Raw genomic sequence first — 13,519 nt, 5'->3', positions numbered from 1 at the left:
ACGAGCGGATCGAGGTGCGCGCCCAGAGACAGAATCGCATGGAGGTCAAGCAGGGGGGAAATCTCGGCGCTCTCGGCGACAAGAAGGGCCTCGACGTACCCTTCAATGTTCGTGGTTATACCTCGGCCCTGATTCTCAACCAGCAATCCCAGACCCTCGGCGATGTGCTGATGAACGATCCTACGGTGCGGACCACCTACGGATACGGCAATTTCTCTGAACAGTTCATCATCCGCGGCTTTCCTGTCTATGGTGACGATGTGGCGATCGACGGCCTCTATGGCATCACGCCGCGTCAGCTCGTCTCGCCGCAGCTCTACGATCAGGTGCAGGTCCTCAATGGTGCGAGTGCCTTCCTGAACGGCGCAGCGCCGGGCGGCACCGCCCAGGGCGGCAACATCAATCTCGAGTTCAAACATGCGGGCGAGACGCCGCTGACCCGGATCACGGGAGACTACACGGGGACGTCCATCGGAGGCGGTGCGCTCGATGTGGGGCGACGTTTCGGACAGGACAAGCAGTTCGGCGTGAGGATCAACGTCGCCGGTCGCAGCGGCATCGCCGCCATCGATCGCGAGAGACGCCATCAGGTGGCTGTAGGCGGCGGGTTCGACTGGCACGACCGGTCGCGGCGCACCCGGGTCACGCTGGATATGGCCTATGAGAACCAGGGCGTGAATGGCGGTCGCGGCGGCGTGTTTCTCAGCGGGGTGACGCGTGTTCCCGATGTGCCGCGCGCGGGGGCCAATTACGGGCAACCCTGGACCTATACCGAGCTGAACTACATCTACGGCAAGCTCAAGGTCGAGCACGATTTCGGCAAGCATCTGACGGCCTATGCCCAGTTCGGTGGACTGGGAGGGAACGAGAAGGGCAATTACGGCAGCACCTATGTCACCAACAGCGAGACCGGGGCCGCGTATAACGGGGCGATGTATGTGCCCTATGTGCAGACCAACGAAAGCACGCAGGCCGGTCTGCGCGCCCATTTCCATACTGGGGGACTCGGGCACGAGATCAATGCCGGAGGGTCGGGCCTGTGGGAGGAAAATGCCTCGGCCTATGCGCTGGCCCTGACGCGGCAGCAGACGAATCTTTACGATCCGACCCTGTATAATGCCGCCCAGCCCGAGACCTATATTGGCGGCAATATCGACAATCCGCAGAAGAACAACACGACGCGACTATGGAGCCTGTTCTTCTCGGACACGGTTTCGGCGTTTCACGATCGCGTGGCCCTGACGGCGGGCTTCCGGTACCAGTCCATCAAGACGGTGGCCTATAATTACGGCAAGGGCACGCCGACCGGGTACGATCAGGGTGTCTTCACGCCGGTGGTCGGTCTGGTCGTGCATCCCACACAGCGGACCTCGCTCTATTTCAACCGGATCGAGGGTCTGGCCCCGGGGCCTGAGGCCACGGGCAATGTCGTCAATCTCGGACAGATCTTTCCGCCCTATCAGACCGTGCAATATGAGATCGGTGCGAAATACGATATCGGACGTTTTGCAACCTCCGTCGCCGTGTTCCAGATCGACCGGCCGAACGGCTATAGCGTGGCCATTCCCGGCACCGGCACCAGCATCTTCTCGGTCGATGGCCTCCAGCGCAATCGTGGCCTGGAATTCACGGTCAATGGCGAGATCGTGAAAGGCCTCCGGTTCAATGGAGGAGCCTCGATCATCGATGCCGATCAGAGACGCACGTCCGGCGGGCTCTATGACGGCAATCGCGCCATAGGCGTGCCGGGATATACGATCAACGGCAATCTGGAATACGATGTCCCGTTCATTCGCGGCGCCACGCTGACGGGGCGCGTGATCCAGACCGGCCATCAATATGCGGATAATCTGAACACCCTGCGCGTGCCGAGCTGGACGCGTTTCGATGTGGGTGCGCGGTACAGCTTCGTGGTCGAGCACAAGGCCATCACGACGCGGCTGGGTGTCGATAACCTCGCCAATTCCCGCTACTGGGAGAGCGCATTCGGCGGCTATCTGCTTCAGGGCCTGCCGCGTACCTTCAAGTTCTCGGTAACTGCCGATTTCTGATCGCGGCGCGGCGCGGGGAGGGGCGATGCGCGCTTCCCTGAAGCCCTGAAGCCCTGAAGCCCTGTCCCCCTGCCGCAGGAGAGAGCCGCCCCCCGCCCTGCGATGTCTCCGCATTCGACCGTCCCCGCACGCGTGAGACGAAGCCCCCGGAGAATCGTACAGACAAAAAAAGGCCGGTCCCTCGCGGGAGCCGGCCTTTTTCCGATTCCGGATGGAGGCGCGTCAGTGCCCCTCGGTCATGGGCTTCATGCCGAGGCTTGCCAGAAGCTTGCGGTCGCGGTGTTCCGCCGGGTTGGGCGTGGTGAGCAGCTTGTCGCCGCAGAAGATCGAGTTCGCTCCGGCGAGGAAGACGAGGGCATGGGCCTCGTCGCTCATGAGTTCGCGGCCAGCAGCAAGGCGCACATGGCTTGCAGGCATCGTGATCCGTGCGGCGGCCACGATACGCGCAAAGGTGATCGGATCGACCGCCTCGGCCTCGGCGAGAGGCGTGCCCTCGACGCGAACGAGCAGGTTGATCGGCACGCTTTCGGGATGCTGGGGCAGGGAGGCGAGGGTTGCGATCAGACCGGCACGGTCGTTCTCGTCCTCTCCCATGCCTACGATGCCGCCGCAGCAGACATTGATTCCGGCATCGCGCACATTGGAGAGCGTGTCGAGACGATCCTGATAGGTACGGGTGGTGATGATCCGGTCATAATATTCGGGCGAGGTATCGAGATTGTGATTGTAGTAATCGAGCCCGGCCTCCTTGAGGCGGCGGGACTGTTCGCCATCCAGCATACCGAGTGTCACGCAGGTCTCCAGCCCGAGCGCCTTCACCCCCTCGATCATCGCGCAGACCGTGTCCAGATCGCGCTCCTTGGGAGAGCGCCACGCAGCCCCCATGCAGAAGCGTCCGGCACCGGCCGCCTTGGCGGCGCGGGCTTCGGTCAGAACCTTCTCGACGGCCATGAGGCGTTCGGCCTTGACGCTCTTTTCATGGAGCGCGCTTTGCGGACAATAGGCGCAGTCTTCGGGGCAGCCGCCGGTCTTGATGGAGAGCAGGGTCGAGATCTGGATGCGGGTTGGATCGAAATAGGCGCGATGCGCCTGCTGCGCGCGGAAGATGAGGTCCGGAAAAGGCAGGTCGATCAGGGCCGCCACTTCGTCGCGGGTCCAGTCATGTCTGATTTCGGGCTGCCAGTGCGCCGCGGCGCGCAGCTCACGAGGGACGACCGGGTCGCGTGTCAGGGTATCGAGTGACATGCCGGGCATGGCTCCAAATCATTGCGAGGAAAGCTCGGGCAGCGATGCCACAGCACGGGGTCCTTTGTCACGCTTGCTTGCGGGTCTCTCTACCCAAAATCCCCGGGACATGTCATCACTGCGTCATGAAACATTGGCGCATCGATCAGATGAACTGGGATGCCTTCGATGCATCCCGCGTGGATCCGGATATCATCCCGGTCATCAAGGCAGCGGCAGTCGTCGAGCGGAACGGCCTCGACTATGCCGTCTATCTCGGCAACGTCTTCGTGGGCGATCCCGATTTTCGCCAGGCAGCGGATAACTGGGCGGTCGAAGAGGTCCAGCATGGCGACGCGCTCGGCAAATGGGCCATGATGGCCGATCCCGGCTGGGACTACATGTCGGCTTTCGAGCGCTATCGCGCGACCTATCACATCGAGCAGGATGTCGATGCGTCGATCCGCGGTTCGCGTACGGGCGAGCTCATCGCACGCTGTATGGTCGAGACGGGAACCTCGTCCTTCTATACAGCCCTGGCCGATGCGACCGACGAGCCCGTACTCAAGGCCATCTGCAAGCAGATCGCCGCCGATGAATACCGCCATTTCAAGCTCTTCTACGATCACATGCACCGCTATCTCAAGCGGGAGAAGCTGAGCATGTGGCAGCGCACGAAAATCGCGCTCGGTCGCGTGACCGAGAGCGAGGACGATGAGCTGGCGACGGCCTATTACACGACCAATCTCCCCACCGGGACACCCTACGATCACAAGAGCTGCATTGCCGCCTATATGGCGCGCGCCATGGGGTGCTATCAGCTCAAGCATATCAACCGCGTCACGAGCATGATCTTCAAGACGATCGGATTTGCGCCGCATTCCCGCATCCAGTCCCTGGTGGCGAAGGCGATGTTCCGTCTGATCCGCTTCAAGGCGCAGCGTTTCCGGCGTCAGGCCGCAATGGTCTGACGGAGCGGGAGGCGCGGGAGCTGCCCGATCGTCGGCTGACGAAAGCGTTTTCCGTCCTACGGGAATTTTAGACCCGCTCGGGCTGTTTTCCTGATTTAGTGGCAAACCAGAACGTCATCGTCCGGAAGGAGCCTGTCCGTGCTGTCCCGTCTTCTGCGTCTCGGTTTCCCCGTCCTTGTCGCCGGAGGTTTCGGCGCGATCCTTTCGCCTCCCGCCTCGGCCGATCCCTATTCCCTGCCGATCGCCTCGAAAGGGCCAGTCGCGCTCCCGCCCGTTGCCGATGCAGGCACCCATGCGGCGCAACAGCTCGCAGCACAGGTAGGGCTGTCCCGCTTCACGGCGCCGGACTGGCGGCCAGGGCTCGTGCGTCATATCGTGATGTTCCGCTACAGGCCTGGAACGAGTGCCGTCAGGAAGCAGGAGATCACGGGCCGGTTTCTCCGCCTCGTCGAGGATTCCCGCAGGCCGGACGGCACCCATCCCGTGCGTTCGATCGAGACGGGTGTCCAGAACAGCGGCGAGGGCGTGGATGACGGGCTGGAGCAGGCCTTTCTCGTGACGTTCAACTCCGAGGGGGACCGGAATTTCTATGTGGGCAAGCCGGTCGTGACCGATCCCGCCTTCTTCGATCCCGCCCACGAAGCCTTCAAGCAATTCGCAGGGCCGTCCATCGAGAAAACGGTCGTGTTCGATTATGACGTTCTTGCGGCTTTCTCCCGGGATGCGGGAAAAAAGACGGGACGGCAGCGGTCGCGGCGTTGACCTCTCCCGTCCGTTTGGACTCATGATGTTTTCTGCCTCCGGTCGCAACGACCGGACAGGCTGCTGTGGTCAATAATCGGAAAGTGCTGCTGCGTGACCGGAAAAAACAAGCGTCTCTCTTCTCTGTGGCTCGGGGCCGTGAGCGGTCTCGCGCTCCTTGCCCAGCCGGCTCTGGCCCAGGACAAGGCCGGTCCGGCCAGCGTCAAGCCCTATGATCCCAGCTGGGGATTCAACATGGCGGGCATGGACACGGCCATAAAGCCGGGAAACAACTTCTTCCTTTATGCCAACGGCACCTATCTCAAGAATATCGTCATCCCGCCCGATCGTTCTTCTTTCGGGCCGTTCGTCATCCTGGCCGAGACCGCGCGCGAGCGGGTCCAGTCGATCCTGCGCGATGCGAGGAAGAATCCTTCGGCCGACCCGAAGACGACGGAAGAAAAGCTGGGCGCGTATTATTCCACCTTCCTCGACACGGCGCGTGCGGACAAGCTGGGGGCTTCCCCTCTCAAGACCGATCTCGAGACGATAAGAAACGAGCACGATGCCGCGTCGCTGGCGCGGATCTTCGCCGCAGCGCAGTCCGGCTTTCATTTCTCCCCGTTCATGCTCATGATCAATGCGGACGACAAGGACCCGACGCATTACGCTCTCATGCTGCACCAGGCCGATCTCGGCCTGCCGGACCGGGACTATTATCTGAAGCCCGAATTCGCCTCCAAGAAGAAGGCCTATCAGGCCTATGTCGACAGGATCCTGACGCTGACCGGATGGGCCAATCCTTCCGTGAATGCAGGGAAGGTCGTGGCGTTCGAGACGAAACTGGCCGAGGCGCAATGGTCGCGCACGGCGCTGCGCGACCCGGTCAAGACCTATAACCCCATGACGGTAGACGAGCTCGCGAAGCGGGTTCCCGGAATCGACTGGACCGCTTATCTGGTGGCTGCCGGCATTCCTTCGGACAATATCGGGGCACGGCGTATCGTCGTGGGCGAGCCCTCCGCCCTGGCAGGGATGGCGAAGGTGATCGTCGAGGCCGATCCGGCCGTCGTCAAGGCCTGGCTGGCGTTCCATCTCGGCAACAATGCGGCGCGGTATCTGAGCCATGATTTCGTGCAGGCCGCTTTCGATTTCAACGATCACGAACTTGAGGGCCAGCCCGAACTCCCGGCGCGCTGGAAGCAGGCTGTCGGCCGCACCGAGGATGCCATGGGATGGGCCATCGGCAAGATCTATGTGCATCGCTATTTCCCGCCCGAGGCGAAGGCACGTATTACGGCGCTTACCCAGGACGTGAAGGCCGCTTTCGGCCGACGTCTGACGCATGTCGCATGGATGGCGCCGGAGACGCGGAAGGCAGCGGAACGCAAGCTGCAGAATTTCGAGATCCAGGTCGGATATCCGAACAAGTGGCGCAGCTATGACGGTCTGGTCGTCAAGCCCGGCGACCTGTACGGAAACGGTGCGCGTGCCTTCGCCTTCGAGTGGAAATACCAGCTCGGTCATCTCGACAAGGCGGTCGATCGCAACGAGTGGTTCATGACCCCGCAGACGGTCAATGCCTATAACGATCCGAACCAGGTGGAGATCGTCTTCCCGGCCGCAATCCTCCAGCCGCCTTTCTTCGATCCGAAGGGGGATACGGCTGTCAATTACGGGGGCATCGGAGGCGTGATCGGTCACGAGATGACCCATTCCTTCGACGATCAGGGGCGTCAGTACGACGAGCATGGCCGTCTGCACCAATGGTGGACTCCCGACGATGTCAAGCGCTTCCAGGCACTGGCCGACAAGTTCGGAAAGCAGTATGACGCGTTCGAAGTGCTTCCGGGGACCCATCTCAACGGCAAGCTCACCATGGGCGAGAACATTGCCGATCTGGGCGGGCTGACTCTGGCTCTGGACGCCTATCATGCCTCGCTGCACGGCAAGCCCGCGCCTGTCGTGCACGGATTGACGGGCGATCAGCGCGTCTTCCTCGGCTGGGCTCAGGTCTGGCGCCAGAAGCTGCGTGAGGACTCCATCCGCAAGCGCGCCGTGACGGATCCGCATTCGGCACCCGAGGCGCGGGTGAATATTCCGATGCATAATATCGATGCGTGGTATGCTGCCTTCGGGGTCAAGCCGGGGGACAAGCTCTATCTTTCCCCTGAGGATCGCGTTAAAATCTGGTGAATAACACTCCGTAAATCGTGACCGGATAAAACCGGTCCGTTCCGATCGATGATCCGGCCGGCAGGAATCCCGCCGGTCTTCGGTCGGGGTCGGAGACGGAAAGGGCGGTTTTGGGTCAATGAACAGGAACGGATCTGTCCGGGGTATTGTCCTCCCGGGTGACGGTTTTCCAACCGGGGAGGGCGCGCGCCGCGCGCTGTCATGACGATTCGTCTCGCGCTGGAAGATCTTCTTTCGGCTGCCGCCTCTCTCGCGCGGGCACAGGCCGCGCTGCTGATCTGTCAGGGCGTTTCCGGCGCGGAGGTTTCTCCGCCGGATGGCGCGCGCGCAACACGCCCACATGGTTCGTCTCCTGATATTCCCGATACCGGCAGGCGCGAAAACGACAGGTCCGAAAACGGCAGGATCGTCGCGACTTTCGGACCGCTGCCCGACGCGCTCCGTTTCCCGGTGGCGGGGCAGGAGGTGGAGGCATCCTGCACATCTCCGGACCCGGTCGCCCTGTTGCCGGGCGATGTTCTCTACGATGCGCCCTGGCAGTATCGCGAGCGGTTCGCTCTGGCGATTCCTGCGGCTGCGGGAGCGAACCGGCTCTGCCTCCATCTGTTCGCGCGCGAAAGCATCACCCTGGGCGATACCCTGGGCGATACCCTGGGCGATACCCTGAGCGATCCTGCGCTCATGCGGGGGCTGGAGGCACTCGGGCGTCAGTGCGCCCGGCTCGTCGGCTCTGACGAGGACGGGGGAGATGGTTTGCAGAACGGCAATACGGGGCAGAACGGCAACGCGGGGCAGGACGGCAATACGGGCGCACCCGCCATCGAGGATCTGCCGGGGATCGGGACCTTCGAGATCCGTTACGGAGGCCATGCCATTCTCCTCTCCGCCGAGCTCGGGCGGATAACCGAGATGCCGCACGGGATTCTCTGTCCGATCGCTGTCTTCCAGCGCTGTATGCCCGTACCCGATATCGATCTCATCCATTTCGCGAGCGGCGACAGCGATCATCTCTCGGTCATCGAGACCGATTTCGTGGTCGAGAAGATGTCGGATGGCGAGCGGATCTGGGTTCGTCGCCGCGCCGAGATCGAGCATGACGAACAGGGGAAGCCCGTGCGACTCGTCGGCACGCTCGAGGACATCACACGGGACAGGATCGCCACAAACCGCCTCGCTTCCATGGTGATGCTGGGTGATGCATTGCGTCGGGTCGAGACGCCGGGCGGAGTCTGGCAGGCGGCCGCCCGGGCGCTGGGCGAGGCGCTCAGCGCCGATCGGGCCGGCTGGGCAGAGATCGAGGCCCCGCTTGGCGGGGGCTATACCCTGTTTCACGACTGGAAATCCGATTCGCCGCCTCTCGTGACCGGCAGGTTCACTGCCGGGACCTACGATTCTGCCTTGCGCGTGCTCGAGCAGGGGCTGCTCGTTGCCGTAAGGGATGCGCGCGAGACGCTCTGGATTCCTGCGCCGGATCCGGCAGACCCGGCTGGGGACATGGTGCGCGCCCTGCTTCTCATGCCGATCACGACCCCAGTTCACTCTGGCCCAGTTCACTCTGGCCCAGCTCATTCTGGACCCGGGCACGCCGATCCGGGTCGTTCCATGCATGGGCAGCTGACCCATTGTCTCTTCGTGCAGTGTTTTTCCCCGCGCGACTGGACCGAGCAGGAGCTGGCATTCCTGCGGGCCGTTTCCGACCGGGCGCAAGCAGCCGCAGCGTCTCTCGAGGCCAGGATCCGGCAGGAGACCCTTCATCAGGAGCTGGCTCACCGTCTCAAGAACACTCTCGCCCTGGTCCAGGCGCTGGCCAATCAGAGTCTCCGGGGCGTCAGCAACCGCGAAGCCGTTCGCGCCTTCGAGAAACGCCTCGTCGCGCTCGGTTCCGCCCATGACCTTCTGATTCGCCAGTCGTGGCGCAGCGGCGATCTCGAGGCGCTGGCGCGGGACGTGCTCGTGCGGATCGCACCCATCGAGCGGTTCTCGCTGGCCGGTGAGGCGGTTTCTCTCGGGCCGAATACAGCGACCACGCTGAGTCTGATGCTGCACGAACTGGGGACGAATGCGGCGAAATATGGCGCGCTGAGCGTCGAGGAAGGGCGCGTAAGCCTCGTATGGAACGTGTCCGGGCCGAAAGAGCGTGAAATGCTCACCCTGCACTGGAGCGAGCATGGCGGCCCTTGCCCAGAGGCGCCGTCCGGTTCCGGCTTCGGATCCAGACTTCTCAGTGCCGGTTTCGGTCATCAGGGCAGTTCAGTCCTGAGCTATCCCGAGTCGGGATGCGATGCGACGTTCTCGATCCCGCTGCGTCAGGCATGCGAGAACTGAATAGAACTGAATCAAGCGGCCTCGTTTTCCTCGCGCTTCCTTTTCTCTCCTCTTTCTCCTGCGTCGCCATCCCTCCGGACGGCGCGCCCGGACCGGGCTCGCGGGCGGAACTTCCGGGTGGAGCTTCCGGGGGGGGGGGAACTTCCGGGCGAGACACAGGGCTCTCCTTTGCGGTAAAGGGGTCTCCTCTTGCCAATCCGTGGGCGCAGTGATCGAACACGCGCCATCTTGCCTGCCCTGTCAGCGCTTTCGTTTTCAGTTTTCCGGAAGGATCATCCATGACCACCCTTTCTCTCGGTCATCTGCGCAACGCCCTTCATGCCGGTTGCGCAAGTGCCGTGGCGCGTGTTCTCGATGCCCATGAGATCGAGGTGGAATTCGTCGATGCCGATCGCGATGAGCTGCCGTCGCTTCTCGATGACGGTACGATCGATCTTCTGGTCTCGGCATGGCTCCCGGAGGATGCCGGTCTGATCCAGCACGGCATGCGTGTTCTGGGAACGCTCTATCGTCCCGTGAGGGTCTGGGCGTCCTACGATTCCCTGCCGCCGGTAGAGGCGCTCACCCCCGGACAGGTGGGGCGCATCATCACCGCGAAACCCGATGAGGCGCGGATGAGGAGCATCGTGGAGGCCAGCCCGGCGCTCGCATCCGTGCCCGTGACGATCTGCGAGGAGGACGCGCTGTTCGAGACGGTGCAGGCTGCCAGAGCCGAGGGTACCTCCGCTCTCGTGTTTCTGGCCCAGCCTCATGCGCTGTTCGCGGATGAGGCCTTCGCCATCGTTGCGGATCCGCGTCTGGGCGAGGAGATGGAGGCCTGCATGATGGTGCGGGAGAGCGTGGCGGCCTGCGCGGATCAGGACATGCTCGACGAGCTGTCGGAGATGACGCTGGGTAACAAGGTCATGAGTGCCATGGATCGTGCGATCCAGGTCGATGGCATGGATCCGGAAGAAGCGGCCGAGGCCTGGCAGAGAGGGCGTCTCGTATCGAGATAAACCTGTCGGCGCGCGCAGGTATTCACCGGCGCGTATTTCCGGTATTTCCTGCATGCTCTGAACTATACTAATAAAAACCGTCTTCCCTGTCCCAAAAGGCGGTTCATGACCCTTCCTATCCAGGCATCCGATCTTTTCGACAGGTTCCGGACCTGTAGCGACGAGGAATGGCTGCGTCTCCTCGTCACCTCTCTGGATCTCGAGGTGATCGACGGAGTCGCCATGCCGCGTTTCCCCGATGATAATCTGCAACGCGAGATCCATGGCCATTCGGGCGAGATATCCCTGCATGAAGCCTGGCTCTTTCTGCGCGAAGTGAAAGCCTATGCGCGGTATGCCGGTCAGGGGCTCGGCCCCGATACGCGCCTGCTCGATTTCGGGTGCGGCTGGGGGCGGATCGCGCGGCTTTTCATGAAGGATATCCGTCCGGAAAACATCTTCGGCATCGATCCCACCTCACGTTTCCTGATGGAAGCGCGCAGATGCAATCCCGCCTTGTGTTTTCTTACCGGCGCGCTCTCTCCGCCGACGGTCCTGATGCCGGGCTCGTTCGATATCGTGGTGGCCTTCTCCGTCTTTTCGCATCTCGACGAGCTGATCTCGGGCCTCTGGATGGCCGAGATCCATCGTCTGCTCAGGCCGGGCGGTCTGGCCGTCATCACGACCCAGCCCCGCCGTTTCATCGATTTCTGTGCCGAGCAACGTGCCCGCCGCGCAGCCGGAATACGGCTCGGGCATGAGTGGTACGAGGTCTGTGCGGACAGTTTCACGGATGAGGCGCGCGCCCACGCACGCTACGATGCGGGTCGCTTTCTGCATGCCGCGCCCGTCAAGAGGCCTCATCCCGGAGCCCATTACGGCGAGGCGATCATACCGAGAGCCTATATTGCCCAGCGCTGGGGGCATTTGTTTCGCATCATCGAGTTTCTCGACGATCCGGCCCGTCTGCCGCAGGTCCTCATCGTGCTGCAGCGGATCGGCGTCTGACAGCGCAACAGGAGACGCCTTGCATTCTGGGGCGGCGATGCGGGCTGCCCCGGGACAGGAACGATTTGACAGGAACAGGCGGCCTCCGCCATCACGCGCGACAGGATTGCTCAAGTTCAGGGTGAAAAAGAGAGCCGATGTCAGTACATGCGTTTGTGTTTCCCGGTCAGGGCAGTCAGTCCGTCGGGATGGGACAGAAGCTTCACGAGGCTTTCCCGGCGGCCCGTGAAGTCTTCCAGGAGGTGGATGACGCTCTGGGAGAGCATCTCTCCAAACTCATTTTCTCAGGCGAGCCCGAAGAGCTGACCCGGACCGAGAACGCGCAGCCCGCTCTGATGGCGGTCTCGCTCGCAACGGTGCGCGCGCTGGAATCCGAAGGCCGGTTCCGCCTTTGCGACAAGGCCTGTGTGGTGGCCGGGCATTCTCTCGGCGAATATTCCGCGCTCGCCGCTGCCGGTGCGCTGGGCATTGCCCAGACGGCACGTCTCCTGCGTCTGCGCGGTCGGGCGATGCAGGAAGCCGTTCCGGCGGGAGAGGGTGGCATGGCCGCGCTGCTCGGCGTCGAGGAGGCCCAGGCGCGCGAGATCTGCGATGAGGCCGCGCGCGTATCGGTCGAGGGCGAGCCGGTCCGTATCGAGACGCTCGAACTCGCGAACGATAATGGCGGCGGCCAGATCGTGATTTCGGGCGCGCTGTCCGCGGTCGAACGGGCGATTGCCCTTGCCAGGGAGAAGGGGATCCGCCGCGCCGTCCTTCTGCCCGTATCGGCGCCGTTCCATTGTTCCCTCATGGCGCCCGCCGCCGCGCGTATGGCCGAGGCTCTGGCCGGCGAAACGATCGGAACGCCGCAGATGGCCGTTATCGCCAATGTGACGGCAGCCAAGAACACGGATGCGGGGCGTATTGCCGAACTGCTCGTGCAGCAGGTCACAGGCGCCGTGCGCTGGCGCGAGAGCGTGAAAGCGATGGCGGCCATGGGAGCGACCTCGCAGATCGAGCTGGGTGCCGGAAAGGTTCTGACCGGTCTCGTTCGTCGCATAGAGCCGGAAATGACGGCCCGGAATGCCGGAACGCCGGAAGAGATCGAGGCGCTGCTTCGCAGCCTCTGAAATCAGGGAGAGAAAACGCATGTTCAGTCTTGAAGGCAAGACGGCGCTGGTGACAGGCGCGTCGGGCGGCCTGGGTGCCGCGATCGCGCGCGCATTGCACGCACAGGGCGCGGAGCTCGTCCTTTCGGGCACGCGCGAATCCGCCCTCGCGGAGCTGGCGGATTCGCTCGGCTCGCGGGCGCATCCCTGCGTCGCCAATCTTTCAGACGGTCCCGAGGCGGATGCGCTGGTCGGCAAGGCCGAGGCGCTGCTCGGGCGACCGCTCGATATTCTGGTCAATAATGCCGGGCTTACGCGCGATGGCCTCGCCATCCGCATGAAGGACGAGGACTGGCAGAAGGTCATGACCGTCGATCTGGAGTCGCCCTTCCGGCTGTGTCGTGCAGCGCTCAAGGGCATGCTGCGTCGCAGGGCCGGGCGCATCGTCAATATCGCCTCCATCGTCGGCGTGACCGGCAATGCGGGTCAGGCGAATTACGCTGCGGCGAAATCCGGCATGATCGGCATGACCAAGTCGCTCGCTCAGGAGGCCGGTTCGCGCGGCGTCACCGTCAACGTCATCGCACCGGGTTTCGTCGAGACTGCCATGACCGCGGTCCTGCCGGAAGCACAGCGCGAAAAGCTGCTCGGATCCATCCCGCTGGGACGCATGGGAAAGCCGGAGGACATCGCCGCGGCGGTCGTCTATCTCGCCTCCGAAGAGGCGGGCTGGGTGACCGGCATGACAATGAACGTCAATGGCGGTATGGCTATGCCCTGAGGGGCTGAACCCTGCCTTGCAAGCAAAGCTTGGCGTGCGGGGCAAAACCATGCTAAGCGCCCGCTGCTTCGTCCGGAGCGTGGGCGTCTATGCCTGCCGGGGCCCGAATTTCGGTCCGCGATCCGGGGAATGGCAGCTTCTGCCAGCTCCGGAGCAA

10 protein-coding genes are annotated in these 13,519 nt (G+C 63.1%); 9 read left to right on the top strand and 1 reads right to left on the bottom strand.

Annotated elements, in window-relative coordinates; genetic code table 11:
* Positions 1-38: 38 nt before the first annotated feature.
* Positions 39-2,051, top strand: a complete 2,013-nt coding sequence (locus tag SSA02_RS11260) for a TonB-dependent receptor (protein ID WP_147094301.1) — start codon at positions 39-41, stop codon at positions 2,049-2,051.
* A 222-nt stretch (positions 2,052-2,273) separates the two neighbouring features.
* Here the strand turns inward: SSA02_RS11260 and bioB are convergent, their stop codons facing one another.
* Positions 2,274-3,305 carry a biotin synthase BioB gene (bioB, locus tag SSA02_RS11255; RefSeq protein ID WP_147094184.1) on the bottom strand — a complete coding sequence of 344 codons (1,032 nt, stop codon included), beginning with the start codon at positions 3,303-3,305 and terminating at the stop codon, positions 2,274-2,276.
* 116 nt (positions 3,306-3,421) lie between these two features.
* Here bioB and SSA02_RS11250 point away from each other — a divergent pair, with 116 nt between their 5' ends.
* The 8 genes from SSA02_RS11250 (at position 3,422) to fabG (ending at position 13,362) form a co-directional block, all read left to right on the top strand.
* Entirely contained in the window at positions 3,422-4,246 is an 825-nt protein-coding gene (locus tag SSA02_RS11250) for an acyl-ACP desaturase (RefSeq protein WP_147094183.1), read from the top strand.
* A 138-nt stretch (positions 4,247-4,384) separates the two neighbouring features.
* Positions 4,385-5,008, top strand: coding sequence for a Dabb family protein (locus SSA02_RS11245; protein ID WP_306345087.1), 624 nt, complete (start codon positions 4,385-4,387; stop codon positions 5,006-5,008).
* Positions 5,009-5,101: 93 nt separating this feature from the next.
* Positions 5,102-7,183: a M13 family metallopeptidase gene (locus SSA02_RS11240; RefSeq protein WP_147094181.1), complete on the top strand. Its 2,082-nt coding sequence runs from the start codon at positions 5,102-5,104 to the stop codon at positions 7,181-7,183.
* A gap of 201 nt (positions 7,184-7,384) precedes the next feature.
* Complete coding sequence (locus SSA02_RS11235) at positions 7,385-9,508, top strand: sensor histidine kinase (RefSeq protein WP_147094180.1); 2,124 nt, start codon at positions 7,385-7,387, stop codon at positions 9,506-9,508.
* A gap of 278 nt (positions 9,509-9,786) precedes the next feature.
* On the top strand, positions 9,787-10,506 hold the full coding sequence (locus tag SSA02_RS11230; protein WP_147094179.1) for a glycine betaine ABC transporter substrate-binding protein: 720 nt from the start codon (positions 9,787-9,789) through the stop codon (positions 10,504-10,506).
* A gap of 105 nt (positions 10,507-10,611) precedes the next feature.
* Entirely contained in the window at positions 10,612-11,493 is an 882-nt protein-coding gene (locus tag SSA02_RS11225) for a class I SAM-dependent methyltransferase (RefSeq protein WP_147094178.1), read from the top strand.
* A gap of 137 nt (positions 11,494-11,630) precedes the next feature.
* Positions 11,631-12,602, top strand: coding sequence for an ACP S-malonyltransferase (fabD, locus tag SSA02_RS11220; protein ID WP_147094177.1), 972 nt, complete (start codon positions 11,631-11,633; stop codon positions 12,600-12,602).
* 19 nt (positions 12,603-12,621) lie between these two features.
* On the top strand, positions 12,622-13,362 hold the full coding sequence (gene fabG, locus SSA02_RS11215) for a 3-oxoacyl-[acyl-carrier-protein] reductase (RefSeq protein WP_147094176.1): 741 nt from the start codon (positions 12,622-12,624) through the stop codon (positions 13,360-13,362).
* Positions 13,363-13,519 lie beyond the last annotated feature (157 nt).

Origin of the sequence: Swaminathania salitolerans (genome assembly GCF_007988945.1) — a bacterium.
Taxonomy (GTDB): Bacteria; Pseudomonadota; Alphaproteobacteria; order Acetobacterales; family Acetobacteraceae; genus Swaminathania; species Swaminathania salitolerans.
Note: the sequence above shows the minus strand (reverse complement) of the source record. Positions and strands in the feature narration are given on the sequence as shown.

Coding starts and splice junctions, on each gene's coding strand:
- SSA02_RS11260 (WP_147094301.1), top strand. CDS start 39: ATGGAGGTCAAGCAGGGGGGAAATCTCGGCGCTCTCGGCGACAAGAAG.
- bioB (WP_147094184.1), bottom strand. CDS start 3,305: ATGCCCGGCATGTCACTCGATACCCTGACACGCGACCCGGTCGTCCCT.
- SSA02_RS11250 (WP_147094183.1), top strand. CDS start 3,422: ATGAAACATTGGCGCATCGATCAGATGAACTGGGATGCCTTCGATGCA.
- SSA02_RS11235 (WP_147094180.1), top strand. CDS start 7,385: ATGACGATTCGTCTCGCGCTGGAAGATCTTCTTTCGGCTGCCGCCTCT.
- SSA02_RS11230 (WP_147094179.1), top strand. CDS start 9,787: ATGACCACCCTTTCTCTCGGTCATCTGCGCAACGCCCTTCATGCCGGT.
- SSA02_RS11225 (WP_147094178.1), top strand. CDS start 10,612: ATGACCCTTCCTATCCAGGCATCCGATCTTTTCGACAGGTTCCGGACC.
- fabD (WP_147094177.1), top strand. CDS start 11,631: ATGTCAGTACATGCGTTTGTGTTTCCCGGTCAGGGCAGTCAGTCCGTC.
- fabG (WP_147094176.1), top strand. CDS start 12,622: ATGTTCAGTCTTGAAGGCAAGACGGCGCTGGTGACAGGCGCGTCGGGC.